The sequence below is a fragment of the Paractinoplanes toevensis genome, from assembly GCF_018332695.1.
GTDB classification, from domain to species: domain Bacteria; phylum Actinomycetota; class Actinomycetes; order Mycobacteriales; family Micromonosporaceae; genus Actinoplanes; species Actinoplanes toevensis.
Genome location: NZ_BOQN01000038.1, coordinates 60,835 through 85,002 on the forward strand (window position 1 = coordinate 60,835; position 24,168 = coordinate 85,002).

The 24,168-nt window shown below is 72.0% G+C and carries 22 protein-coding genes; 11 read left to right on the top strand and 11 right to left on the bottom strand.

What is annotated here, in order from left to right; translation table 11 throughout:
- Positions 1 to 15: 15 nt before the first annotated feature.
- A complete protein-coding gene (locus Ato02nite_RS13040; protein WP_213006741.1) occupies positions 16 to 996 on the bottom strand; it encodes a CPBP family intramembrane glutamic endopeptidase in 981 nt (326 codons plus the stop codon).
- Positions 997 to 1,087: 91 nt separating this feature from the next.
- Here Ato02nite_RS13040 and Ato02nite_RS13045 point away from each other — a divergent pair, with 91 nt between their 5' ends.
- Together Ato02nite_RS13045 and Ato02nite_RS13050 are read left to right on the top strand one after the other, a co-directional pair.
- Positions 1,088 to 3,052, top strand: coding sequence for a sensor histidine kinase (locus Ato02nite_RS13045; protein WP_213006742.1), 1,965 nt, complete (start codon positions 1,088 to 1,090; stop codon positions 3,050 to 3,052).
- Positions 3,052 to 3,696, top strand: coding sequence for a response regulator (locus tag Ato02nite_RS13050; RefSeq protein WP_213006928.1), 645 nt, complete (start codon positions 3,052 to 3,054; stop codon positions 3,694 to 3,696). The genes Ato02nite_RS13045 and Ato02nite_RS13050 overlap by 1 nt, the downstream gene beginning before the upstream one ends.
- Before the next feature lie 99 nt (positions 3,697 to 3,795).
- Here the strand turns inward: Ato02nite_RS13050 and Ato02nite_RS13055 are convergent, their stop codons facing one another.
- Genes Ato02nite_RS13055 through Ato02nite_RS13065 form a run of 3 tightly spaced genes read right to left on the bottom strand, consistent with a single transcriptional unit; the run spans position 3,796 to position 7,943 of the window.
- A complete protein-coding gene (locus Ato02nite_RS13055) occupies positions 3,796 to 4,575 on the bottom strand; it encodes a pectate lyase (protein ID WP_213006743.1) in 780 nt (259 codons plus the stop codon).
- Between the two features lie 51 nt (positions 4,576 to 4,626).
- Positions 4,627 to 6,375 carry an ABC transporter ATP-binding protein gene (locus Ato02nite_RS13060; RefSeq protein WP_213006744.1) on the bottom strand — a complete coding sequence of 583 codons (1,749 nt, stop codon included), beginning with the start codon at positions 6,373 to 6,375 and terminating at the stop codon, positions 4,627 to 4,629.
- Positions 6,372 to 7,943 (bottom strand): ABC transporter transmembrane domain-containing protein, encoded by a 1,572-nt coding sequence (locus Ato02nite_RS13065; protein ID WP_213006929.1) that lies wholly within the window; start codon positions 7,941 to 7,943, stop codon positions 6,372 to 6,374. Before Ato02nite_RS13065 ends, Ato02nite_RS13060 begins: the two co-directional genes overlap by 4 nt.
- 253 nt (positions 7,944 to 8,196) lie before the next feature.
- Here Ato02nite_RS13065 and Ato02nite_RS13070 point away from each other — a divergent pair, with 253 nt between their 5' ends.
- From Ato02nite_RS13070 to Ato02nite_RS13080, 3 genes are read left to right on the top strand one after another with little or no spacing between them, the layout of a single operon-like run.
- Entirely contained in the window at positions 8,197 to 10,662 is a 2,466-nt protein-coding gene (locus Ato02nite_RS13070) for a YfhO family protein (protein ID WP_213006745.1), read from the top strand.
- The gene (locus Ato02nite_RS13075) at positions 10,659 to 11,738 is read left to right on the top strand and encodes a Gfo/Idh/MocA family protein (protein ID WP_213006746.1); all 1,080 of its coding nucleotides are present in this window, start codon (positions 10,659 to 10,661) and stop codon (positions 11,736 to 11,738) included. Before Ato02nite_RS13070 ends, Ato02nite_RS13075 begins: the two co-directional genes overlap by 4 nt.
- A 37-nt stretch (positions 11,739 to 11,775) precedes the next feature.
- The gene (locus Ato02nite_RS13080) at positions 11,776 to 12,165 is read left to right on the top strand and encodes a hypothetical protein (protein WP_213006747.1); all 390 of its coding nucleotides are present in this window, start codon (positions 11,776 to 11,778) and stop codon (positions 12,163 to 12,165) included.
- Positions 12,166 to 12,186: 21 nt separating this feature from the next.
- Here Ato02nite_RS13080 and Ato02nite_RS13085 read toward each other — a convergent pair whose 3' ends face one another.
- Positions 12,187 to 12,837: an HAD family hydrolase gene (locus tag Ato02nite_RS13085; protein WP_213006748.1), complete on the bottom strand. Its 651-nt coding sequence runs from the start codon at positions 12,835 to 12,837 to the stop codon at positions 12,187 to 12,189.
- Between the two features lie 73 nt (positions 12,838 to 12,910).
- Here Ato02nite_RS13085 and Ato02nite_RS13090 point away from each other — a divergent pair, with 73 nt between their 5' ends.
- Positions 12,911 to 14,740, top strand: coding sequence for a glycoside hydrolase family 5 protein (locus Ato02nite_RS13090; protein ID WP_213006749.1), 1,830 nt, complete (start codon positions 12,911 to 12,913; stop codon positions 14,738 to 14,740).
- A 69-nt stretch (positions 14,741 to 14,809) separates the two neighbouring features.
- On the opposite strand, the gene Ato02nite_RS13095 is transcribed toward Ato02nite_RS13090, so the two are convergent.
- The gene (locus tag Ato02nite_RS13095; RefSeq protein WP_213006750.1) at positions 14,810 to 16,180 is read right to left on the bottom strand and encodes a cation:dicarboxylate symporter family transporter; all 1,371 of its coding nucleotides are present in this window, start codon (positions 16,178 to 16,180) and stop codon (positions 14,810 to 14,812) included.
- A gap of 39 nt (positions 16,181 to 16,219) precedes the next feature.
- Here Ato02nite_RS13095 and Ato02nite_RS13100 point away from each other — a divergent pair, with 39 nt between their 5' ends.
- From Ato02nite_RS13100 to Ato02nite_RS13110, 3 genes are all read left to right on the top strand, one after another.
- The gene (locus Ato02nite_RS13100) at positions 16,220 to 17,746 is read left to right on the top strand and encodes a sensor histidine kinase (RefSeq protein WP_213006751.1); all 1,527 of its coding nucleotides are present in this window, start codon (positions 16,220 to 16,222) and stop codon (positions 17,744 to 17,746) included.
- Positions 17,743 to 18,420: a response regulator gene (locus tag Ato02nite_RS13105; RefSeq protein ID WP_213006752.1), complete on the top strand. Its 678-nt coding sequence runs from the start codon at positions 17,743 to 17,745 to the stop codon at positions 18,418 to 18,420. Before Ato02nite_RS13100 ends, Ato02nite_RS13105 begins: the two co-directional genes overlap by 4 nt.
- A gap of 334 nt (positions 18,421 to 18,754) precedes the next feature.
- Positions 18,755 to 19,462, top strand: a complete 708-nt coding sequence (locus tag Ato02nite_RS13110; protein WP_213006753.1) for a GAP family protein — start codon at positions 18,755 to 18,757, stop codon at positions 19,460 to 19,462.
- A gap of 6 nt (positions 19,463 to 19,468) precedes the next feature.
- Here Ato02nite_RS13110 and Ato02nite_RS13115 read toward each other — a convergent pair whose 3' ends face one another.
- From Ato02nite_RS13115 to Ato02nite_RS13125, 3 genes are read right to left on the bottom strand one after another with little or no spacing between them, the layout of a single operon-like run.
- On the bottom strand, positions 19,469 to 19,885 hold the full coding sequence (locus Ato02nite_RS13115) for a hypothetical protein (protein ID WP_213006754.1): 417 nt from the start codon (positions 19,883 to 19,885) through the stop codon (positions 19,469 to 19,471).
- Between the two features lie 29 nt (positions 19,886 to 19,914).
- Positions 19,915 to 20,520, bottom strand: coding sequence for a hypothetical protein (locus Ato02nite_RS13120; protein WP_213006755.1), 606 nt, complete (start codon positions 20,518 to 20,520; stop codon positions 19,915 to 19,917).
- Positions 20,517 to 21,044, bottom strand: a complete 528-nt coding sequence (locus Ato02nite_RS13125) for an RNA polymerase sigma factor (RefSeq protein ID WP_213006756.1) — start codon at positions 21,042 to 21,044, stop codon at positions 20,517 to 20,519. Before Ato02nite_RS13125 ends, Ato02nite_RS13120 begins: the two co-directional genes overlap by 4 nt.
- A gap of 127 nt (positions 21,045 to 21,171) precedes the next feature.
- Here Ato02nite_RS13125 and Ato02nite_RS13130 point away from each other — a divergent pair, with 127 nt between their 5' ends.
- Complete coding sequence (locus Ato02nite_RS13130; protein ID WP_213006757.1) at positions 21,172 to 21,645, top strand: pyridoxamine 5'-phosphate oxidase family protein; 474 nt, start codon at positions 21,172 to 21,174, stop codon at positions 21,643 to 21,645.
- On the opposite strand, the gene Ato02nite_RS13135 is transcribed toward Ato02nite_RS13130, so the two are convergent.
- On the bottom strand, positions 21,638 to 22,210 hold the full coding sequence (locus Ato02nite_RS13135) for a TetR/AcrR family transcriptional regulator C-terminal domain-containing protein (RefSeq protein ID WP_246606805.1): 573 nt from the start codon (positions 22,208 to 22,210) through the stop codon (positions 21,638 to 21,640). The genes Ato02nite_RS13130 and Ato02nite_RS13135 overlap by 8 nt on opposite strands.
- Before the next feature lie 95 nt (positions 22,211 to 22,305).
- On the opposite strand from Ato02nite_RS13135, the gene Ato02nite_RS13140 reads away from it, so the two are divergent.
- Positions 22,306 to 22,779 carry a DUF4386 domain-containing protein gene (locus tag Ato02nite_RS13140; RefSeq protein WP_213006931.1) on the top strand — a complete coding sequence of 158 codons (474 nt, stop codon included), beginning with the start codon at positions 22,306 to 22,308 and terminating at the stop codon, positions 22,777 to 22,779.
- Here the strand turns inward: Ato02nite_RS13140 and Ato02nite_RS13145 are convergent.
- Positions 22,769 to 24,151, bottom strand: a complete 1,383-nt coding sequence (locus Ato02nite_RS13145) for an FAD-dependent monooxygenase (protein WP_246606812.1) — start codon at positions 24,149 to 24,151, stop codon at positions 22,769 to 22,771. The genes Ato02nite_RS13140 and Ato02nite_RS13145 overlap by 11 nt on opposite strands.
- Between the last annotated feature and the right edge of the window lie 17 nt (positions 24,152 to 24,168).

Genomic DNA, 24,168 nt, shown 5'->3' on the forward strand with positions numbered 1-24,168 from the left:
CATTCGTGACCGATGTCAACGGCTGGGAAGATCAATCCTTTCGCCAGCTAGAGGCGGCATTGGCGCAAGTTGTGCGTCGATGTTTGGTCGCGTGGGAAAATCGACGCGATCAAGGGGGTCGATACGGCTTTCGAAAGCGACGCCCGCTCTGCGGGCAAGCCGCACGACGACCCACGCGTACGCGCTGAGCACCAGCACGTCGACCACCAGGAACTGCCACGGCATGTCGGCCGCCGTCTCGTCCGTGCCCAGCTCACCGAAGGCGGCCGCCGCCACGCTGCCGAGCAGGTTGTTGGCCACGTGCAGCGCGATCGCCGCCTCCAGACCGCCGGTGCGCACCGTCAGCCAGCCCGTGACCACCCCGAACAGCAGCAGGTCGGTGAACCCCCACGGCGTGCCCCACCCGTGCAGCGCCGCGAAGATCACGGCCTGGATCCCGATCGGCAGCCACGGCCGCCGGCACCACGAGCCCACCGCCTGCAGCAGCCAGCCCCGGGTCACGAACTCCTCGGCCGCCGCCTGCGGCGGGACCACCAGCACGAGCACCGCCATGGAGGCCAGGAACGGCCCCCAGCCGACCAACTCGGCCCGGTCGAACCCGGCATCGACCCCGGTGGCCGCGGCGAGCGCCGTGCCGCCGCCGAGCAGCAGCACGATCGCGACGGCCGCCACCGCCAGGCAGGTCAGCAGCCAGCGCCACCGCAACCGCCCGGTGACCGACGCGAGCGTGCCGGCCGGCCGTCTCTGGATCGCCCGCGCCGCGACCAGCGTCACCGGCAACAGCGCCGCGACCATCAGGAACGCGAGCGCCAGATCGGCGCGCTCGCCGAAGCTCGGCACCCCGTCGGGCCCGTCGGGCCGCCCGGCGATCGCGGCCGCCATGGTGACCAACAGGAATCCGCCGATCGCGAGGACCGGCCCGGCGATGACGATGAACAGCGTGCCGAGGACCGTGCGGGAGACTCTCGGACCGGCGAGGCGGTGATATCGAGGCATGCCGAGAGTTTGGCGGCCGGGGCACCTTGATCGAATCGGACCACGGTCTGAATTGGCCTAGGACCTTGGTTATAGACCAGAGTCCAGGGACATGAAGCAGTGGAGAACCTGGCTGCTGCCGGCGCTGCTGGTGGCGGTCCAGTTGGCCCTGTGGCCGCACCACGCGCTGCCGCCGCTGCGTGCGATCGCGCTGGCCGGGACGACCCTGGTGATCGGCGCGGCCCTGCTGTGGCGGCGCACCCGGCCGGTCCTCACCATGATCGCGGTCAGCATCGCGATCCCGGCCGGCGAGCTGATCGCGCCGCGCGATTCCCTCCTGGTCGTGTCGGCCGCCGACATGGTGGCCCTGTTCAGCGTCGCCGCCCGCCGGGACGGCCGCACCACCGCGATCGCCACCGCCGGCGCCGTCCTGGTCCAGGCCGGGGTCACGGCGCTCGACGACGAGGTCGGCGCCGACTACCTGTGGATCATGCTGGCCGTGGTCGCCGTCTACGCCGCGATCGCGGCCCTGGGCCGCCGCCGGGGCCAATGGGTCCGAGCCCGCGCCGAGGCCGCCGACCGCCTGGCCGAGGCCGAACGAGCCGAACGCGAGGCGGCCGTGGCCGAACGCCGCCGCCTGGCCCGCGAGCTGCACGACGTCACCGCCCACCACCTCACCTCCATCGTGATCAACGCGTCGGCCGCCGAGATGCTCGCCACCCAGCGCCCCGAACTGCGCCCCGAGGCCCTCACCTACGCCGCCCGGACCGGCCGGGACACCCTCGCCGCCCTGCACCGCCTGGTGCGGATCCTGCCCGCCGACGAGCTCCCGCCGGACCGCCCGCAGAGTTTGGCCGACCTGGCCGAGGCCTTCGCCCCCCTGGGCCAGCCGGTGACCACGGACCTCCCGCCCGGCGATCCGCCGCCCGCCATCGCCGACGCCGCCTACGGCATCGCCCGCGAGGCGCTGACCAACACCCTGCGATATGCGCCAGGCCGTCCGGTCCGGCTGCATTTGCGGTACGCGCGGGAGCACGCCGAACTGGTCATCGACGACGACGGGCAGCCCGATGGCCCGGCGGTGACCGGCCTCGGCGGCGGCCGCGGCGTGACCGGCATGCGCGAGCGCGCGGCCGCGGTGGGCGGCACCGTCACCGCGGGCCGGCGCGACGACGGCGGCTGGCGGGTGCGCGCCGTTCTCCCGCTGACCGCACCCTCGCCCCGGCGGCGACAGTGGAGTCCCGTCGTGCTGGATGCCGTCCTGGTCGCGCTCCTGGTGGTGGCACCCCTGAGCGGCCTGGCCGTGAGCGCGGCGGAGGACGGCCTCACCGCCCCCGGCATCGCCCTGGTCGTCCTGGCCGTCGTGGCGCACCCGGTGCCGCTGTTCTGGCGGCGCAGCCACCCGTGGCCGGTGTTCGCGGCCGTGGCCGCCACCACTTGGCTGGGCCCGCTGCTGGTCGGCCTGGCCGTGATCCCGTCCGGCACCGCCTGGCTGTTCCTGTTCAGTGCGGGCGCCGAATTCGCCGCCGTCTACTCCGTCGCGTCCCGGGGCAAACCCGCCGGACTGACCTGGCTCTCCGCCGGGATCGCGGCGATCTCGTCGGCCGCGGCGCTCGGCACCCTGATCGGCCTGGACCCGCCGGACGCCACCGAGCCGGCGACCAGCCTGGCGGCCCGCATCTTCATCGCCGCCTTCCTGGCCGGGGTCGTCGCGGTCCTGCTGGCCGTCCCGGCCGGCCTGAGCTGGCTGGCCGGCCACCTGGAACGCGGCCGCCGCGACCGCCGCCACGCCCGCGAGGAGGGCCGGGTCGAAGCCGTCCTGTTCCGGGCGGCCGACCACGCCCGCGGCGAGCGTGCCCGGGTGGCGGCCGGCCTCCGGGACGCCGTCCTGCAGCATGCGGCCCAGATCCCGGCCGCGGCCGCCCGCGACGACCTCCCCGCCGTGGTGGCCGCCGCCCGGCACGCCCTGGCCGCGATGCGGGCCCTGCTGGACGGCCTGGGCCGGCCCGCCGAGCCCTACGATCGGGGCGTCGGATCCGAGGCTGCCGGGGAGGTGTCACCATCGCCGTCCGAGTGATGATCGTGGATGACCAGGTGATGGTGCGGGCCGGGCTGGCCGCCATCGTCGGGTCGCAGGACGACCTCGAGGTGGTGGGGGAGGCCGGTGACGGCGCGACCGCACTGACACTGGCGGCGGCGGTGACACCGGATGTCGTACTCATGGATGTGCGCATGCCCGGGATGGACGGCCTGGCCGCGACGGAGCGGCTGGCCGCCTCGGCCAGTCCGCCGAAAGTGCTCGTGCTGACGACGTTTCATCAGGACGCCCACGTCTTTCAGGCGCTCAAGGCGGGGGCGTCCGGGTTCCTGCTCAAGGACGCCGACCCGGCCGACCTGGTCGCGGCCATCCGGGTGGTGGCGGCGGGGGAGGCGATGCTCAGCCCGACGGTCACCCGGCGGTTGATCGACGCGTTCGCGACGGGCGCGGTGGCCGCCGCGCCGGAGGCCGACCGGCGGCTGGCCGCCCTCACCCCGCGCGAGCGCGAGGTGCTGCTCGGCGTGGCCCGCGGGCTGTCCAACGCGGAGGTCGGCGCCGAACTCGGCATCGGCGTCGGCACGGTCAAGGCCCACGTGAACGCTCTGATGGCCAAGCTGGGCGCGGCCAACCGCGTGCAGGCCACCATCGTCGCCTACGACCTGGGCTTGGTCCGCCCGCGCTGACGTGGTGGGTGAGCCCGGTGACCCTCCGGGCAGGAGGTCACCGGGCTCGGCCGGCGGTTCGGGTGGAGGAGCCGACCGCCGGCGGCTCAGCCCCGTGCCTTACGGGCCGGTCACTCCGGTGGCGATGCAGCTGGTGCCGTCCGGGCCCTCGCCGATCTTGGTGGGCTCGTCGCCGGTGTCGTTGCCCTCGAAGAGGTCGCACAGGGAGATGTCGTCGCCGACCAGCGTCACGCCGTTCAGGGTGACCTTGTCGCCCAGGTTGACGTTGATGCCGGCCAGCGTGTTGCCGGGGGCGGTGGCGGTGATGTTCTCCAGGGTGGTGGTGCGGGCCGCCTGGGTGGAGCAGTTGCCGCAGGAGCGGTAGAGCTTGCCGAAGTCGGAGACCGCGAAGTTGCGGATGGTCACCGAGCCGCCGGCGCCGCGGTTGTCCTGGAAGACCTTGTCGTCGGCCGAAACCGCGCTGCCGCCGTCGATGACCACCGTCGCGTTCGTGCCGCGGAAGGTGGCGGCGTCCTCGCCGACGTCCTCCCATTTCACGTTGCTGAGGGTGCAGCTGCCGGCGCAGTGCACGCCGTCGGCGGCCGGGGTGCCGAGGATGACGTTCGTGAGCGTGGCTCCGGCGGCCAGGTCGAACAGAGCGTCCTGGCCCTCGGCCTGGCCGCCGTCGCCGAGATCGCCACCGCCGATGAAGCGCTGGCCGGCGCCGTCGAAGACCCCGGTGACCTCGATCGTCTCGGTGACCACCTGGTCGCCGGCGGCCGTGGTGCGGGCCGCTGTCGTCTCGGCGGCCGAGGCGAAGTTGGTGAAGACCACCGCGGAACCGACGCCCACGAGGGCGATCGCCGCGGCGAGCAGTCGTTTCACACGAGTCCGAGTCATCGCTGGAACCTTTCGCTAGCAGGGACGGTGGCAGCGATAGGTACGGATGAATCAGGTAAGCGGTTTCCTCGGGAGCGAAAAGTTTTCTTCGGAGTCGCCGTGCCAGGAGTGCCAGAGCGCCGAGTAGGGGCCGCCGGCGGCCACCAGCTCGTCGTGGGTGCCCAGCTCGATGATGCGGCCGTCGTCCATGACCGCCACCGCATCGGCGTCGTGGGCGGTCTGCAGGCGATGGGCGATGGCGATCACCGTGCGCTCGTGCAGCACGGCGGCCAGCGCGCGCTCGGCGGTGCGGGCCGCGGTCGGGTCGAGCAGCGCGGTGGCCTCGTCCAGGATCACCGTGTGCGGGTCGGCCAGGACCACCCGGGCCAGCGCGAGTTGCTGCGCCTGCGCGCCGTCCAGCGGCCGCTCGCCGAGGTCGCGATCGAGGTCGTCGGCCCAGTCGGCGCCGACCGTGGCCAGGGCCTCGCGCAGCACCGGGTCGGGGGCCGGGACCATCAGGTTGTCGCGCAGCGTCTCCCGGAACACGTGGTGCTCCTGGGTGACCAGGACGACCTGGCGGCGGAGCACGTCGGGCGGCAGGTCGGCGATCGGGACGCCGCCGACCGTCACGGTGCCGGCGGTGGGCCGGTCGACGCCCGCGATGAGCCGGCCCAGGGTGGACTTGCCGGCGCCGGAGAGCCCGACGATGGCGAGGCGTTCCCCCGGGCGCACGGTCAGGCTGACGTCGTGCAGAACGTCCCGGCCCTCGTCGTACGCGTATCGGACGCCGGTCACCTCGATCCGGTCGCTGGTCGGGGTGGCGGTGGCGGGCGGGGGCGGCGGCGGGATCTCGGCGATGCCCTCGACCCGGGCGAAGGAGGCGCTGCTGCTCTGCAACTGCTCGATCCAGATCAGCAGGGTGTCCAGCGGGCCGACCAGCTGCCGGAGGTAGAGCACGGCCGCGCCGACCGTGCCCAGGCTGACTTCTCCGTGGATGTAGAGCAGACCGCCGACGACCAGCACGAACACGGTGGGCACGGCGTACGACGTCTCGACGCTCGGGAAGTAGACGCTGCGCAACGCCAGGGTCGCGAGCCGCGTGCGCCGGGTCTCGGCGATGGCCTCGTGCCCGGCGGTGAGCCGGCGCTCGTGCAGGCCGAACGCCTCGACGGTGCGGGCGCCCTCGGTGGTGGCGGCGAGCTCGTCGGCGAGCCGCGAGTTGGCGGAGCCCTCGGCCAGGTAGGCATCCCGGGCCCGGCGTAGATACCACCTGGTCACGAACCAGATGCCGGTCAGGCCGGTCACCCCGACCAGGCCGAGCAGCGGATCGATCAGCAGCACCGCGCCGATGATGAAGAGCATCTGGACCAGGCCGATGAACACGTTGGGCAGGATGTCGCGCAGCGTGGTGGCGACCTGGTCGATGTCGGTGGTGCCGCGGGCGGCGAGGTCGCCGGCGGGCACCCGCTCGATGACCGCGGCGGGCAGGCTGAGCGCCCGGCGCAGGTAGCCCTCGCGGATCCGGGCCGCGGTGCGCTCGCCGAACCGGTAGGCGATGGCCAGCGCCTGCCGGGACAGGATGGTCTGGGCGACGGCGCAAGCCAGCACGGCGATGGCGAGCCGGTCGACCGAGTCCGGTCCGTGCCCGGCGGTGACCTCGTCGATGATGCGGCCGAGCAGCCAGGGCCCGCCGAGGGCGGCGAGGGCGGCGAGCGCGTTGAGCGCCAGCATGCCGGCGACCGCTCGCCGGTCGGCGGCGATGAGCCGCAGCGCGGCCCGCCCGACGGTCTTCTGGCTCGCCACCGGCAGCACGGCGCTCACTCGTCCTCCTCGAACACCCGGGTGACCAGGGCGCGGTAGCCGGGCTCGGAGGCCAGCAGCGAGCGGTGCGTACCGGTGGCGGCGACCCGGCCGTCGACCAGGTAGTGCACGGTGTCGGCCCGGTCGAGCAGCAGCGGCGAGGTGGTCGTGACGAGGGTGCCGCGGCCGGATCGAGCCGCCGTGAGCCGCTCGGCGATGGCCGCCTCGGTGTGTGCGTCCACGGCCGAGGTCGGTTCGACGGCGAGCAGCATCTCCGGGTCGGTGTAGAGCGCCCGGGCCAGCCGCAGCCGTTGTCGCTGGCCGCCGGACAGGTTGCGCCCGGTCCACTCGACCGGCCGGTCGAGCGACGTGGCGACGTCGGCCGCGGCGGCCGTGTCGATGGCCGTCTCGACGCGCAGATCGTCGGGCTCGGCGGGGCCGGCGACCACCGCGCGCAGCGGGCCGGCGAACAGGTCGGCGTCCTGATGCGCCACCAGGATCCGCGATCTGATCTCGGGTTGCGCGATCTCCTCGAGGGGCACGCCGCCCCAGGTCGCGGTGGTCGGCCCGTATCGGCCGAGCCGTTCGACGATGGCGGCGCCGTCGCCCGCGAGCGCGGTGAGCTGCCCCGGCTCGGCGAACACCCCGGACTCGGGATCGTGGAGCCGCGCCGGACCGGCCGGCCCGGGCCGCCCGGCCGGGTCGTCGAGCGGGATGCGCAGGAAGTTGGTGACCCGGCGGGCGGAGACCAGGCCGTGGGTGACGTCGAAGCCGCAGAAGATCAGCACGCTCACCGGGATGACGAGCATCGCCGTATACCCGTACACCGCGATCAGCTGGCCGATCGTGATGTCACCGCTCGCGGCGAGGCGGGCCGCCAGCCAGATCACCACGCCGATGAACACCACCGGCAGGCCGTCGCCGATCGCGCCGATCCAGCTCGACGGGCCGCCCACCCGGTAACCCTGCTCGCGCAGGCGCGCCGACTGCTCTTCATACCGCTCCTGGTGGGTCTCCTTGCCGCCGAGCCCGTTGAGGATCTTCAGGCCGCCGAGCACGTCGACCAGCCGGGCGTTCAGCTCGCCCTGCTGCTCGCGGTAACGGGAACCGGCTTTCTGGGTGCGGCCGAGCAGTGGCCCGACGACGAGGACGAGCAGCGGCACGCCGATCAGCATGACGACGGCCAGGACGTGCGAGGTGTGGAACAGCAGCGCGGCGATCGCGGCCCAGGCCACGACGGATGCCACGCCGACCCCGCCGACATTCATGGCCCGGCCGATGGTCCAGACGTCGGAGATGCCGATGGTGACCACCTCGCCGGCGGTGACCCGGCGGGGGAGCGCGGCACCGAGCCGGGTGGCGTGGGTCATCACCAGGTCGGCGGTGTGCAGGGCGGCGGCCAGGCGCAGCTTGGTCATGCTGCGGTGCCGCATGATGCCGAACACCGCGTTCGAGATGCCGACGAGCAGCACCAGGGCGGCCCACTCCAGCAGCGGGCCGGTCTTCCGTGGATGCAGGCCGTGGTCGATGGCCTGGGCGAGCAGCCACGGAATCAACGCGAGGCTCAGGAACCACAGCGTTCCGAACATCGCGCCGAGCCCGACCCGCCCCTTGTGTTCGCGTGCCAGCCACCACAGAAATCGGCCCGGTCCCCGTGCGTCCACGTTCGTTATGCTGCCACGGGGGTCCGACAGGTCTCGCCCCTATTTCCCGGCCGCCGGCCCGGGCGGTGGCGCATCCACGCAGTGAAAGCGCTCCCATGCGTGGCGGACCCCCCATTGTGTAGCGACGATCTAGTACGGTCGCCCTTTGGTTTCGTCCCAGCGGGGTGGGAGAAGCTTCGTGCCGTCTTGGACAACCCGGGAGTTCCCGGCTGCCGCAGCCGCTGCGCTGCTGTCGATGGGCGCCTACTGCCTGTCGCTGTTCGCGAACGGGATCTATCCGTTCGGGCCGACCTCGCGCGCCGTCAACGATCTGGGCAACCAGTTCATCCCGTTCCACGCCGAGCTCTGGGACCTCGAGCACGGCAAGGCCGCCGGCGACCTGTTCTTCAGCTGGAGCAGCGGCTACGGCACGGCCTTCCTGCCCGACTTCTTCTCGTTCTTGACCAACCCGTTCTCCTGGCTGGTCGGCCTGTTCCCGCGCGACCTGCTCGACCTGCCGGTCTTCCTCGTCACGCTGCTCAGCCTGGGCCTCGCCGCGGCGCTGATGACCGTCTTCCTCGGCCGGCTGGCGCCGGGCTCACCGTGGTGGCGGATGCTGCTGGGCGTCGGGTACGGCCTGTGCGGCTGGGTGATCAACGACGCGTTTGCCGACCCGATGTGGCTGTGGGGGCTGGCCGCGCTGCCGGCGATCTGCATCGCCGCCGACTGGTGCCTGCAGGAACGGCACTGGGTGCCCGGCACGCTGATCATCGCAGCTGCCTGGCTGGGCAACTTCTACACCGCGGCGATGGTCACCATCGCCGCCGCGCTGATCTTCCTGGTCCGGTTGCTGCTCACCAAGTTTTCCTGGGCCGTCCTGCTGCGCGCCGGCTCGATGACGCTGGTCGGCGTGCTGCTGGCCGCGCCGGTGATCATTGTCTGCGGGCTGGCCAGCAACGGTGCCCAGCCGCCGCCCGCGATCGACTTCCGCGGTGCCCCGCCGCTGCTGGACATCCTGGCCCAGTTCCTGCCCGGCGGTAAGTCCCTGGTGTCCAGCCCGAACATCCTGATCGGCATGTTCGGGCTGCTGCTGGTGGCGGCTTTCCCGTTCCACCGGGGTGTGCCCGCCAAGGAGCGACTGGCCTGGATCGGCCTGCTGGTGCTGGTCCTCCTGTCGTTCTTCTGGCGGCCCACCATCCTGCTGTGGCACGGGCTCGCCATCCCCAACGGCAGCCCCTACCGCGCCGCGTTCGTGTTCAGCGGCATGCTGACCATGGTGGCGTGGCTGTCCCTGGCCCGGCGGCCGCGGGTCACCGCCCTGCTCGGCGGGGCCGCCCTCATCCTCGCGATCCTCGTGTTCGCCCGGAACACCACGGCGGTACGGCCGTCGACCTGGCGCAGCGTTCTGATCGGCGGCCCGCTGATGCTGGGTGCGCTGGTCCTGCTGCTGCGGGTGCGCACCTCCCGGTGGCTGCGGACCGGTTCGGCGGCCGTACTCGTCGCCGGGGTCTTCTTCGGCGCCGCCTACTCCACCTATGTGGCCGACGCGGTCCGGAAGGACATCCCGTTCTTCGACCCGCACCCGACCCTGCAGCAGTCCGATGTCCGGTCGACGTTCGACGCCATCCAGGCCGCCCGCACCTGGCCGGCCGCGCGGGTGGAGTCCGGCCCGCACCGGTTCGCCAACGGCGACCCCGCCCTGCTGCGCGCCGAGGGTTCCCGCTACTACGACACCTACGTGATGGCCGAGACCTCGCAGGCGCTGCAGTCCCTCGGCATCTCGTGGACCTGGCGCGGCCGGCACATCCACAGCCCCACCGACCCGGTGACCCGCGCCCTGATGGCGGTCAACACGTACGTCGACGACAGCGGCGCGGTGGTTCCGGCCGGCCCGGCCGCGCCGATGGTGACCGTCCACCCGGCCGGTTCCGGCAACCAGCCGTTCACGTCGGTCTTCGCCCGCCAGGAGGCGCTGCTCGGCGCCACCGTCTACGAGACGCCGGCGCTGACCTGGACCGACGGCCCGGCGGCGACGCCGGCCGGCACCGGCTGGCAGGTGCCACCGACGCCCAAGGGCAGCCGGTGGACGACCTTCACCGCGACGTGTACGCCCGGCCGCGAGGCCTACTTCTACACGCCCTGGTTCGCGGGCGCGGTCCACAGCCTGCAGTCGGAGATCCCGTTCGTCGCGACCGAGCCGATGACCAGCAACCCGATGCGGCTGCTCGGCACGGTGCCGGCCGACGGAAAGGTCAAGCTGGAGGTGTGGGCCTCCCGGCCGCAGGTCCTGCCCGCGCCGGTGCTCGGCTGCCTCGACCGCGCCGCGTTCGCCACCGCGGTCGAACGGCTCCGGGCCACCGGCGCGACCAAGGTCGAGGCCGGCGGGCACACCCTCAGCGCCACCCTCCCGGCCGGCAGCACCGGTACGGCGATGGTGGCCGCGCCCGCCGTCAAGGGCTGGTCGTGCGGGGTCGACGGCGGCGCGCGGCACGCGCCGATCTCGTACTACGGGTTCATCGGCGTGCCGCTGACCGACGGCGCCACCCGGGTGGACTGCTCGTTCGAGCCACCCGGCCTGCGGCCCGGCCTCGCCGTCGCCGGTGTCGCCCTGATCGCGTTGCTGGCCGTGCCGGTGGTGGCCACGGTGCGCCGGCGGCGGCGATGAGGTTCGCTCTGGCCGGCTTCGGCTTCCGTGCGGCGGCGATCCACCGGGTCGCGCAGGCGCTGCCCGGCCTGGAGTGCGTCGGCGCGATCGTGCGCGGCCGGCGCGAGCTGCCGGTCCCCGCCTTCGGCGACCTCGCCACCTGTCTCCGGCAGGCCCGGCCGGACTTCCTGATCAGCGCGGTCCCACCCGCCGCGGCCGCGAGGTTCGTCACCGAGGCCGTCGCCCACGGCCTGCCCGTGCTGACCGAGACCCCACCCGCCGCCGACCGGCCCGGCCTGCGGGAACTCTGGGCGGCCGTCGGCTCGACCGGGCTGGTGCAGGTCGCCGAGCAATATCTGCTGATGCCCGCGCACGCGGCCCGGCTCGCCGCGGTGCGCTCCGGGATCATCGGCACGCCCACCCAGGTGCAGGTGTCCTCCACCCAGCAGCACCACGCGGTGTCGCTGATCCGCGGATTCCTCGGCGCCGGACACGCTCCGGCCGCCGTCCGCGCGGTGCGCACCGTCGCGCCGCTGCTCGACCCGCTCGACCGGCAGGGGTGGACCGACGACCCGGCGCCGAAACCGGCCACCACGACCATCGCCACGCTCGACTTCGGCCAGGGCCGGTCCGGCGTCTACGACTTCACCACCGGGCAGACCCGCAACCTGCTGCGCTTCCGCCGGCTGCTGGTCCGTGGCACGCACGGCGAACTGCACGACGACGAGATCGTGCACCTGCCCGCCCCGCGCACCATCGCCCGCACGGCGCTGGCGCGCCGGCAGAGCGGCCACGACCTGGACCTGAATGGCTACGACACGGAGACCATCACGCTGGGTGGCGAGGTGCTCTACCGCAATCCGTACGCCGGTCACCGCTTCAACGACGACGAGATCGCCATCGCGACGCTGCTGGACGCGATGGCCGCGTGGATCCGGGGCGAGGCCCCACCGCCGTACCCGCTGGCCGAGGGCGCGCAGGACCACCTGCTGGCGCTGGCCATCGAGGAGGCCGCCGACACCGGCGAGCAGGTCACCACGACCGCCGAAGGGGGTTTTGGACTTTTTGTCCGTCGAGCTGAGCCGGAACGCCACTAACGTGCGCCGAGTTCCACCTCGACACTGGAGATGATCAATGAGGGCTCTGCACATGTTCGGTCTTGCTGCCGGCGCGCTGGTCGTACTCGGCGGATGTTCCAAGGCTGAACCGGCCAAAACCACGGCCAATGTGCCGGCCGCACCGGCGTCCGCACCGGCCGCCGCCCCGCCGGCCTGCAAGGACGTGTTTCAGCCGGGCAAGCTCGTCGACACCGAGAAGGCGAAGGCGGGCTGCTCGAGCCCGTCCGGCACCGCGCTGATGCTGGCCTCGATGGACTGCACGGACGGCACCCTGCTGTGGCAGGTCGAGGCCTCCTCGGGCGCACCGGCCGGTTACGTCCACGAGGGAGAGCCCTACCAGGTGGTGAAGGCCGACGCCGCCGGTGACGCTGCCTACAAGAAGGCGTATCAGGCCTGCATCGGCTGACCCTCGCGACGGGGTGCCTCGCTACGAGCGCAGGATCGCGTCCAGCGGCAGGTCGGCGGCGCTGCGCAGGAGCAGGTCGGCGGCGGCGAAGCGGGCGTGGTCGGCGTGCGGGTTCGGCACCGCCACGCAGCGCAGGCCGGCCGCCTGCGCGGCGGCCACGCCGTGCGGGGTGTCCTCGAAGGCGACGGCCTCCGCGGGCGGCAGCCCGAGCCGCTCCAGAGCCAGCCGGTAGACTGCCGGATCGGGCTTGTGCGCGGCCACCTCCTCGCCGGTCGCCAGCACCTCGAAGCGGGACAGCAGGCCGGCCCGGTCGAGCATGGCGCCCACATGGTCGAACGGGGAGCTGCTCGCCACCGCCAGCCGCAGGCCCAGCTGTGCGGCCCGGTCCAGCCAGTCCCGGACCCCGGGGGCCGGCTCCAGGGCGGCGTTCAACGTCGCGCGGTGGGCCATCCGCAGGGTGTGGCTGGACTCGCGGTCGTAGGCCGGCCCGACCGCGGCGGCCAGGGCCAGGTAGCGGGGTTCGTTCGCGTCGCCGCCGTGGGGTGCGAAGAAGCCGGTCGGGTCGAGCTCCAGGCCGTGCCGCCGCCACTCCCAGCGCCAGCTCTCCAGCAGCGTGGTCTCCGTGTCCATGAGCAGGCCGTCGAAGTCGAAGATCAGCGCCTTGATCGTCACGGCTACCAGTATCTCGGGGCAGGATCCGGCGCGGGCTCTGGGGTTTCCCGCGGCCGGCGAGTTAGATCAGCCCATGTCGATGCTCAAGGCGCTGTTGATTCCGCTGCTCCTGGTGGGCCCGGCGCCGACGCAAGCCGCCGCGGAACCCGGCTGGACCGCCCCGCTCAGCACGCGCGGACGCTACATCGTGGATGCCAACGGCGAACGGTTCAAGCTGCGCTCGGCCAACTGGCACGGCGCGAGCGGCACCCGGAACGGTTCCGGCGACGTCAACGACGACGCCGATCATCATGCCGGGGAGAATTCGCGGCGCATTCCGATGGGCCTCGACCGGGTTTCGATCGCCACCGTCGTGGCCGGCTTCCGGGCCATCGGCATCAACAGTGTGCGGCTGCCGTTCTCCGACGAGATGCTGCGCGACACCCAACCGGTCACCGGCGCCGCCGATCCGGCCCTCAACGGACTGACCCCACTTCAGGTGTACGACCGGGTGGTCGCCGGCCTGACCGGCGCCGGACTGGCCGTGATTCTCAACAACCATACGAACACCACGAAGTGGTGCTGTGGCGTCGACGGGAACGAGCGCTGGAATGCCTCCCAGACCACCGCGGAATGGGAGGAGAACTGGCTGTTCATGGTGCGGCGCTATCGCGACGATCCGCGGGTCGTCGGCGCCGACCTCTACAACGAGGTGCGCCGGAACGTGCTGGACGACCCGAACTGGGGAGGCGGCGACGACCACGACTGGTTCGCGGCGTCGCAACACCTCGGCGATCGGATTCTGCGCGAGGCCAACCCGAATCTGCTGATCATCGTGGAGGGCATCAACTGGACCGGGATCCCGGTGGACGGGTTCGCGCACGGGCGGCCCACCCTCGTTCCGGCCCGGACGCTGTCGCACACGCTGGTCGCCTCTGGAAAGCTCGTCTACTCGGCTCATTTCTACGACTACACCGGGCCCCATCACAGCGGGGCGACCGGCATCGGCGAGACGAGTGATCCGCGCTATCGCGACTTCTCCCGGGACGACCTTTTCGACGTGCTCGACCACGACGCCTTCTACGTCTCCGCGACGCCCGGCCAGCATTTCACCGCACCCGTCTGGATCAGCGAGTTCGGGGTCGACGCCGGATCCGCCCCCGGCTCGTCGCAGCGCCAGTGGTTCGCCAACTTCACCGACTACCTGGTCCGGACCGACGCCGACTTCGCCTATTGGCCGGCCGTCGGCTGGCTGGAGAATCGCTCGGTCAACAATTGGGCGCTGCTGTTCTGGGACCGTGCCGGCGGCTTCGACTCCGTGCGGAGCGACTGGCGCTACGACGCGTGGAATCGTCTGGTCACCTCGGGAAGGTCGGGTTATGTGGCTCCGGTCGCGCGTTGGTCGATGCTCAGCCCGGACCGCGGTGACTTCGTCGCTTCCGCCCTGCTGCGCGACCGCCCGGACTGGGATTCCGGCGCCCGCAAGTCGGCCTGCCCGGATGGGCAACGCCTGATCGGCCTGGCCGACAAGGGCAACCGAGGATTGTGTACGGATACCGCGGGCGTCTCGTCGTGGACCGGTTACGAGGTCGTCAAGGACGAGCGGTACGTGACCACCGATTGGGCGTCGGGGTACACCAAATTCCAGTGCCCGGCCGGTTCCCTGCTGGTCGGTTACGCGGTGCGCGGCGCCGCCATGTCCAGCGCTCTCTGCGGGTTCACCAGCGGGCCGGCGAGTTCCGGACGCACGGTCTGGTTCGACCGCGGCGACAACCGTCCGGCCGGTAACCCGGGCGGTGACTTCGCCACCGGCAATTACCAAGGTCAGTGCGCCGACAACGAGTACGCCGCGGGAATCGCGTGGACCGGTCGGATCGGCTCAGCCCGTACACCGGATGCCGTTTATTGCCGTCTTCTGGGGTGAGAAAAAAGGCCCGGCCCCTCGGCGGAGGGGCCGGGCCCGTGCACTGCCCGGAGGCGGCCGGACAGCGGTTCAGGACTCCCGGGTCGCCACCGCGGGCGCCTCCTCCTCGGGTGTGCGCGTCTCGTCATCGTCGGCGTCGAGCATCGTCGACTCGTCGAACGGCAGGTCACCGGCCAGCACGGCCTGCGCCTTCTCCCGGTTGATCTCGCCGGTCCAGGTGCCGACCAGAACGGTCGCCACCGCGTTGCCGGCGAAGTTGGTCATCGCGCGGGCCTCCGACATGAACCGGTCGATGCCGACGATCAGGCCGACGCCGTCGACCAGGTCGGGCCGGTGGCTCTGCAGCCCGCCGGCCAGCGTCGCGAGCCCCGCGCCGGTGATCCCGGCCGCGCCCTTGGACGCGATGATCATGAAGGCGAGCAGGGAGATCTGCTCGCCGATCGACAGCGGGTCACCCATCGCCTCGGCGATGAACAGCGACGCCATGGTCAGGTAGATCGCGGTGCCGTCCAGGTTGAACGAGTAACCGACCGGCACCGTGATGCCGACCACCGGCTTGCTGACGCCCAGGTGTTCCATCTTCGCGATCAGCCGCGGGAACGCCGACTCCGACGACGACGTCGACAGGATCAGCAGGAACTCCCGGGCCAGGTAGCGCAGCAGCGAGAAGATGTTCATCCGGGCGAACGCCCACAGGATCACCGCGAGGATCACGAAGATGAAGATCGCGCAGGTGACGTAGAAGCCGAGCATGATCTGGGCGAGGCTCTTCAGCGCGTCCACGCCGGTCTCGCCGACCACCGCGGCCATCGCGCCGAACGCGCCGATCGGGGCCAGCCACATGATCATCGCGAGGACCTTGAAGACGACCTTCTGCAGCAGCCCGATGGCCCGCAGCACCGGCTCGCCGCTGCGGCCCATCGCCTGCACCGCGAAGCCGACCAGCAGCGCCACCAGAAGCGCCGGCAGCACGTCACCCTCGGTCACCGAGGAGAACAGCGTGTCCGGGATGATTTCGAGCAGGAAGTCGGACAGCCCCTCGGAGGCGGCGCCGCTGGCTGCCTTCTGCCCGGCCGCGGCGGCCGCCGTGTCCAGGTGCAGCCCGGCGCCCGGGTGCACGATGTTGCCGACGATCAGGCCGATCGCCAGCGCCACCGTGGACATCACCAGGAAGTAGCCGAGGGCCAGACCACCGACCCGGCCGACCTTCGCGGCCTGCCGGATCGAGCCCACCCCCAGCACGATCGTGCAGAAGATGACCGGCGCGATCATCATCTTGATCAGGTTGACGAAGCCGGTGCCGATCGGCTTCAGGTCTTTGCCGACTTCCGGGAACAGCAGACCGACCGCGATACCGGCCAGCACGGCGGCGATCACCGCCAGGTAGAGAAAGTGCGTCCGGTCCCGCCGGACCCGGGAGGATGAGGTGTCGGTGCTCATACCGCAGAATGTGGCCCAGGTCTCACCCTGGGGGCACCCTTGCGTTCATTCTGTTCACCGGCCTGGAGCATCGCCCGTCAGCTGTTCGTGTTGCAGGCGCTCGTGGTCACCTGCCTGGTCGCGATCGGCACGACCGGCGCGGTGCTGCTCGCCCGGGACGACGCCACCCAGGCCGCCATCGACCAGGTCACCGGCATCGCCGTGGCGGTCGCCCACGCGCCGACCGTGATCGAGGCGGCCCGCACCCCGAACCCGTCGGCCGTGCTCCAGCCGTACGCCGAAAGCGTCCGCCGGGCCACCCACACCGACTTCGTCGTGGTGATGGCCACCGACCGCACCCGATGGACCCACCCCACCGCCAACCTGATCGGGCAACCCTTCATCGGCACGATCGCCGGCGCCCTCGCCGGCGGCCGCGTCGTCGAGACCCACGCCGGCACGCTCGGCGAGTCGGTGCGCACCGTGGTCCCCGTCCTCGCCGGGCGCACGGTGATCGCGCTGGTCTCGGTCGGCATCACCACCGACGCGATCAACAAACGCCTGCTCGGCCGCGCGCCCGTCGTGCTGATCCCGGCAGCCGTCGCGCTGCTGCTGGCCGCGGCCGGCTCGTGGCTGCTCAGCCGGCGGCTGAGCCGCCAGACCCACGGCCTCGGGCCGGCCGAGATGACCAGGATGTACGAGTACCACGACGCCGTTCTGCACTCCGTGCGCGAGGGGCTGATCGTGGTGGACCGTTCCGGCCAGGTCACCCTGATCAACGACTCGGCCCGGGCCCTGGTCGGCGCCTCGGAGGGCCTGCCGCCGGAACTGGCCGACCTGATCGCCACCCGCGCCGAGGTGACCGACGAGCCGGTCCTGGTCGGTGACCGCGTCCTGGTCGCCAACCAGCGGGTGATCCCCTCCCAGGGCCACCTCGTGATCACCCTGCGCGACCACACCGAGCTGCGCGCCCTCACCGGCGAACTCGACTCGGTGCGCGGCCTCACCGAGGCGCTGCGCGCCCAGGCCCACGAGTCGGCCAACCGCCTGCACACCGTGCTCACCCTGGTCGAACTGGGCCGCAGCGACGAGGCCGTCCGGCTGGCCACGGCCGAGCTGGAGGTCGCCCAGCAGCTCACCGACCAGGTGGTCGGCGCGGTGCGCGAGCCGGCCCTGGCCGCCCTGCTGCTCGGCAAGTCGGCCCAGGCCGCCGAACGCGGCGTCCAGCTGGTCGTCGACGAGGCCTCTTCCCTGAGCGAATCGCCGCCGGCCGGTCGTGACCTGCTCACCGTGGTGGGCAACCTGGTCGACAACGCCCTCGAAGCGGTGGCCGGCACCCCGCCGCCCCGGAAGGTCACGGTGCTGGTCGTCCAGGAGGACGGCGAGGTGCGGGTCACGGTGAGCGACACCGGGCCGGGCATGCCCGACCCGGCCGCCGCCTTCCGGCGCGGCTGGACCACCAAGGAGGGCGGGCGAGGCGTCGGCTTGTCGCTGGTCCGGCAGGTGACCGAGAGGTACGGCGGTGCCTACGACGTCCAGTCCTCGGCCGGCACGATCATCACCGTACGCCTGCCGGTGCCGTCATGATCCGCGTCCTGATCGTCGAGGACGAGCCGCTGATCGCCGAGGCCCACGCCGCCTACACGGCACGGATCGACGGCTTCCAGGTCCTGTCGGTGTCCCACACGGCCCAGCAGGCGATGGCCACCCTGCGGACCACCCCGGTCGACCTGATCCTGCTGGACCTGAACCTGCCCGACATGAACGGCCTGGAGCTGACCCGAGCCCTGCGAGCGGCCGGCATCGGCACCGACGTCCTGGTGGTGACGTCGGCCCGTGATCTGGCCGTGGTCCGCTCGGCCGTTTCCCTCGGCGTGACCCACTACCTGCTGAAGCCGTTCACGTTCGCCACCTTCCGCGAGAAGCTCCTCGGGTACGCCCGCTACCGCAGCCAGCTGCTCGGCGCCGGCCAGGTGCCGGCTCAGCACGAGATCGACCGAGCCTTCGCGGCGCTGCGCGGTACCGCGCCGGACTCACTGCCGAAGGGCCTCGACCAGAACACCCTCGACCTGGTCCTGGGCGTGCTGCGCGCCGACCCCGTCCCGTCCGGGTTGTCGGCCGCCGAGGTCGGCGCGCGGATGGGCGCGTCCCGGGTGACCGCACGCCGCTACCTGGAGCACCTGGCCGAGACCGGGCAGGTGGTGCGCAGCCCGCGCTACGGCGGCCCGGGCCGCCCGGAGGTGGAATATCGCCGGGTTTAGATCTCCAGCACGATGACCGACAGCCCGACGACGGCGATGACACCACCGCATTCACTACGCGCCGCTTCCCGTCCAGCCGAGCTTGCTGTTCGCCGGTGGCGGGATCCCACAGCACCACTCTGGCGTCACCGCCGGCCGTGGCAAGGAGGGCGGGCGTCGGGGCTGAACGACACTGACCTCACCCTGCGGGAGTGTCCTTCCAGACGAGCGCGCTGTTCGCGCCGGTCGGCATGGCTGTAGCTGACGAACACCACGTCCCGTTGCTCGACCACGCCCGGATCATCCCAGCCCTGGAGCCCCGCAGCCACCCATCGAAACGGGCATGATGGTCGCCGTGGACGCCGTACTCCTGCTGTCTCTTGCCGGTTTGGCCATTATCGACAGCACCAGCATCGGCACCCTGTTCATCCCGATCTGGCTGCTGCTGGCGCCGGCCGGTATCAGGGCCGGCCGGCTGCTGACCTACCTGGGCACGATCGCCCTGTGCTATTTCGTCGTGGGTGTCGGGCTGGTGGTGGGCGGCACCCGGATCGCGTCCGCGTTCGGCGAGGTCTCGGCGAGCCGCCCGCTGCTGATCGCGCAGCTCTCGGTCGGGGTGATCCTGTTCGCCCTGAGCTTCTGGGTGGAGCGACGCAAATCGGCCGCGGCCGCCGCGGTGCTGGCCTGGCGGGACCGGGCCGTGACCGGCGCGTCCGGTTCGGGTTCGCTGACCGGCCTGGCCGTGCTGGCGGCGCTGGCCGAGGTGGCCACCATGCTCCCGTACCTCGGTGCGATCGGCATGATGGCCACCGCCGACCTGTCACCGTGGCAGGTGCCGCCGTTGCTGGCGGCCTACTGCGTGGTGATGGTCCTGCCCGCGCTGGCACTGTTCCTGCTGCGCCGTTTCGGCCCCACCTGGGTCGAGCGGGTCCTGGCCCGTCTCAACGCCTGGGTCCTGACGAAGGGCAACACCATGTTGAGCTGGCTGCTGGGCATAGCCGGCTTCCTGGTGGCCCGGGACGCCGCCGCCCGCCTCTGGTTCCCCCAGCCGATGGGCGGCTGACCCGCGTCAGTCGTTCAGGCCGATGTCCTTCCTGATCGTGCGCAGCGATTGCATGCGCAGCAGGGCCGGGGTGATCGGGATCAGGGCGACGGCAACGAAGGACGCGATCATCGCGAACTCGATGTCGCCGCCGTGGCCGCTCAGACCGGTCTCGCCGCCGAGCACCCGGAGGCACAGCCACTCGGCGCGGATCGCGCACACGATCAGGGCCAGGTAGATGACGACGAGGACCCATCGGGCCACCGCCAGGCCGAGCGCCAGCCGGGTGGCCCACCGGGTCGGGCGCTCGCGCACCAAGTTTCGCAGGAACCGCAGCTCGGAGCTGTAGGAGCGGTGGATGGTGAGAATCTCCAGGGTGGCGGCGAACGCGAGGACCGGCAGCGTCTGCGCGGTGACCGACGCGAGACTATCGGTGAGCGTCATGCCGCCATGGTTCAGGTCGCGGTCAAGGCTCAGAACGCCTGCTCGTACAGGGACAGCAGGCCCGGGGTGTCGGCCTCGCCGCTGTAGCCGCAGACCAGCAGGGTGCCCTCGTTCGCGGCGATCAGGTAGCCCTTGCCGACCTCGAACGTGCCGCTGCCCATCACCGTCTCGGAGCTGCCGGGCTGCTTCTCCACCTGCACCGTCGTGGTGGCCGGGCCCCGGTAGACCTTGCTGACCCGCAGGGTGACCAGGTCGCCGACGGTGGTCACGGTGCCGGCGAAGGCGTAGTCGGCGTTCGCGGCCAGCATCGCCGCCTGCGGTTCGCGGCATTTCGCGTTGCCGCCGGGTGCGGCGGTCAGGCGCACGGGGGCGGCGGAGGGGAGGGCCTGCGGCAGGATCGCGACCGGGTCCGATGGGCGGAAGATCAGCCAGCCCGCGCCGGCCAGCAGCAGGACGGCCGCGGCGGCGGCCAGGACGGGCAGCAGCAGCAGCAGCCGGCGGCGGGCCGGGAGGGTGGCAACACCAGCGGTCATGGTTTCCTCCAGAAGTCGTGAGACCTGGCCGGGAGGCAGTGGCGCCAGCGATGCCGCCGGGTCCGTGCGACGCAGGCGGGTGCGCAGGTCGTCGTCGGTCATGGCCTTCTCCCTTCGGTCGACTCCTCATGTCCGGCGGCCGCGCCGGTCTTTCGCAGCTCATCGCGCAACCTCTGTTTGGCGCGGTGCAGGCGGATGCTCGTGGCGTTCGCGGTGATGCCGAGGACGGCCGCGATCTGCGCGGGGGCCAGGTCCTCCCATGCCCACAGGCGCAGAATTTCGGCGTCCTCGCCGCGGAGGCCGGCCATCGCGGCGGCGAGCTCATCGTCGGCCGGTTCCGGCGGGGCGACCACAAAACCATCAAGGGCGGCTATCCGTACGGCCAACCGTTCCTGCCGGCGGTGTGCGCGTTCGGCGTTGGCGAGACAACGGCGGGCCACACCGTACGCCCAGGGCAGGTGTTCGCCGGGCATCTCGTCGAGCCGCCGCCAGCAGATCAGCAGCGTCTCGGAGAGCACGTCGTCGGCGGTCGCCGGGTCGGTGCGGCGGGCCAGGTACCGGCGTATCGCGTCGATAACGGCCGGCGCGAGTGCCTCGAACCGTTGCCGGCGATCGTCGGAAGTCACGGGTTCCACCCTGGCGTATGTCCGGCACCGGGGCGGATCTTTCCGGCCTGGTCCGCGAGTCGCTGCAGCAGCGGCTGCTGCGCGCTCGCCGAGCGCAATGCGGGGAGTGCGGGTTAGCCTCAAGAGCATGTCCGACCTGACCGCAATGGTGCGCAGCGTCATCGACGGCAACCGATACATGACATTGGGTACGGTCGAGCCCGACGGGCTTCCCCGGCTGACCCCGGTCTATTTCACGCACGACGACTACCGATCGCTCTACTGGGTTTCGGAGCCCGGCTCGCAGCACTCGCAGAACCTGGAACGGCAGCCGCGGATCTCGATCGTCATCTTCGACTCGCAGCGCCGGCCGGGCGACGGCGAGGCGGTCTATCTGAGCGCGAACGCCCGCCAGATCGCCGACGACGATCTGGCCGACCAGTGCGAGATCGCGTTCCGGGACACCAGCGGCGGTGCCGAGCCGTTCGTGCCGGAGGAGTTGAGCGGGGAGGCGGAGCTGCGGCTCTACCGGGCCGACATCACCAGCTTCGCGGTGCACATCCGCGGCGGCCACCCGGAGTACGGCACCGGCATCGACAAGCGGATGTCCGTCGTCATGTGACGGCCCGTTGCCGTTCCAGGCCGTCGAGCAGCAGGTCGAGGGTGAACTCGAACTCGGCCCGGGTGTCGCACCAGCCGAGCGAGTCGGCATCGGCGGCATGCATCTCGGCGGCCATCATCGCGGTCAGGTGCGGCACCGCGGCGGCCATCTCGGCCAGGTCGGCCTCGGCCGCGCCGGTGTCGGTGGTGCCGGGGGTGAAGAGTTCCTGCACGAAGCCGAGCGCCATGGTGCCGAAGGCGTGCAGGGCGCGGTGGGCCAGGTGCGGGGTGAAGCCGGCGGCGGTCAGCGTGCCGACGATCTCGTCGTAGTAGCCGAACAGGGCGGGCGGGATGGCCGGGCGGGAGCCGAGCACGGCCGGCGCCCAGGGATGGCGCAGCATGACCTCGCGGGCCAGCAGGAAGCGGCCGCGCAGGGCCGCGCGCCAGTCCGCCGCCGCGGGCACCGGGGCCGCGACGATCTCGCCGATCACCGTTTCGGCGAGGCCGTCGAGCAGGCCCTCCTTGCCGGGCAGGTGGTAGTAGAGCGACATCGCCTCCACCTCGACGGCGGCGGCGAGTCGGCGCATGGTCAGCGCCTTCAGGCCTTCGGCGTCGGCGATCGCGACCGCCGCGGCGAGGGCGCGTTCGCGACACCCTCACCAACCTCGCCGACCACCCTTCGCTGGCCCGGCTCGGCGTCGCGCTCGAACTGCTCGTCGTGCTCACCCAGGCCCTCGCCGCCGCCGGGTTCTACCGCCTGTTCCGCGAGAAGGCACCGGTCGCGGCGGCCGGCATCGCCGCGTTCGGCCTCGTCAATGCGGTCGTCGTGCTCGGCAGCGCGGCCCTGCTGGCCACCGCCGCCGAGGTGGCCGACCGGCCGTTCGGTGATGCCGCCACCACGGTCCAGCTGCTCTATCTGGTGAGCGGGCACCTCTGGACCGCGGGCGGCATCTTCTTCGGACTGTGGCTGATCCCGATGGGGCAGGCCGTGCTGACCACCGGCTGGATGCCCCGGCCGCTCGGCTGGATCCTGATCGCCGGCGGCGTCGGCTACGCAGTCAGCGCCTTCGTCCCGAGCGACCTGCTGGCGGTGCCCGCGTCGATCGGCGAGTTCTGGATGGTGGGCTACCTGCTGGTGAAGGGCGTCAGAAACTGACGCCCAGGGCCTCGAGAGCCGTGCCCGCCGCGCCGTCGGGATCGTCGTCGTCGGTGGCCCACCAGACGTAACCGTCCGGGCGGACGATCATCGTGGTCGGGCCGGTCGCCACCCGCACGCCCAGCCGGGTCGCGGTGATCGAGGCATGCGGCAGCGGGCGCGGCGAGAGCAGCACCGGTTTGGCGTCGTGCAGGTCGGCGCCGGTCACCCGGGAACCGGTCAGCGGATGCGCGGCCGGGTCGGCCGGTGGATAGGCGACGTCGATCGCGGACAACCGCCGGGCCAGCCGCAGCGAAACGTCGGGGAACTCGCCGATCAGGTCGGCGAGCAGCTCGCGCAGCGCCAGCCCCTCCGGCGTGGTCGCGGTGATCAGGGCGGTCTGCGCCATGGTGTGCCGGGCCACGTCGTCACCCCACGGGCGCCGCTCGGTGTCATAGGAGTCCAGCAGCTCGGCCGGGGCCCGGCCCTGGACGACGGCGGCGAGTTTCCAGCCGAGGTTCATGGCGTCCTGCAGGCCCAGGTTGAGGCCGTTGCCGCCGGCCGGGAAGTGCATGTGCGCGGCATCGCCGGCCAGCAGCACCCGGCCCCGGCGGTAGCACTCGGCGACCTTCGTGGTGTTGCCGAACCGGCTCAGCCACTTCGGGTCGTGGACGCCGAACTCGCGGCCCGCGATCCGCCGGCAGATGTCGTTCAGCTCGTCCAAGGTGATCTCCCGGCGGCCGTCGTGCTCCTGGTGGGCGGGGTCGTAGCCGGCGATCCGGTAGACCCCGCCGGGCATCGGGGCGACCATCATCGCGCCGTGCTCGTTCACCACGTCGAAGCCGGGCGGTGGCGGATCGTCGGCCAGCACATCGCCGAGGTACGAGTAGAAACGCGCCTCGATGCCGCGAAACCCGACGCCGGCCGACCTGCGGACCACGGAGTTGGCGCCGTCCGCTCCGACCACCCAGGCGGCCGTGAGGTCGTTGACCCGTACGCCCGAATCGTCTTGCGAAACGGCCGTGACCGGCACGCCTCGGGTGACCGTGGCACCCAGCTCGATCGCCTTTTCCTCGAGCAGCGCCTCGGTGCGGTTCTGCGGAAACGTGAGCACGAAAGGGTACGGCGAGTCGATCGCGGTGAAGTCGATGCGGGTGCCGAGGAAACCGAAATGCCAGCTCGGCAACCGCACCCCGGCGCTCAGCAGCGGCTCGGCGAGACCGCGCATGGCGAGCTGCTCGACCGTGCGGGCGTGCACGGCCATCGCCTTGGTGTGCGGGCCGCGCTCGGCCCGCTGCTCCAGCACCGCGACCCGGACCCCGGCCAGCCGCAGCTCACACGCGAGAAGGAGGCCGACCGGCCCGGCGCCGACGACGATGACGTCGTGATCCACGTCCTCAGCCTAGGCGA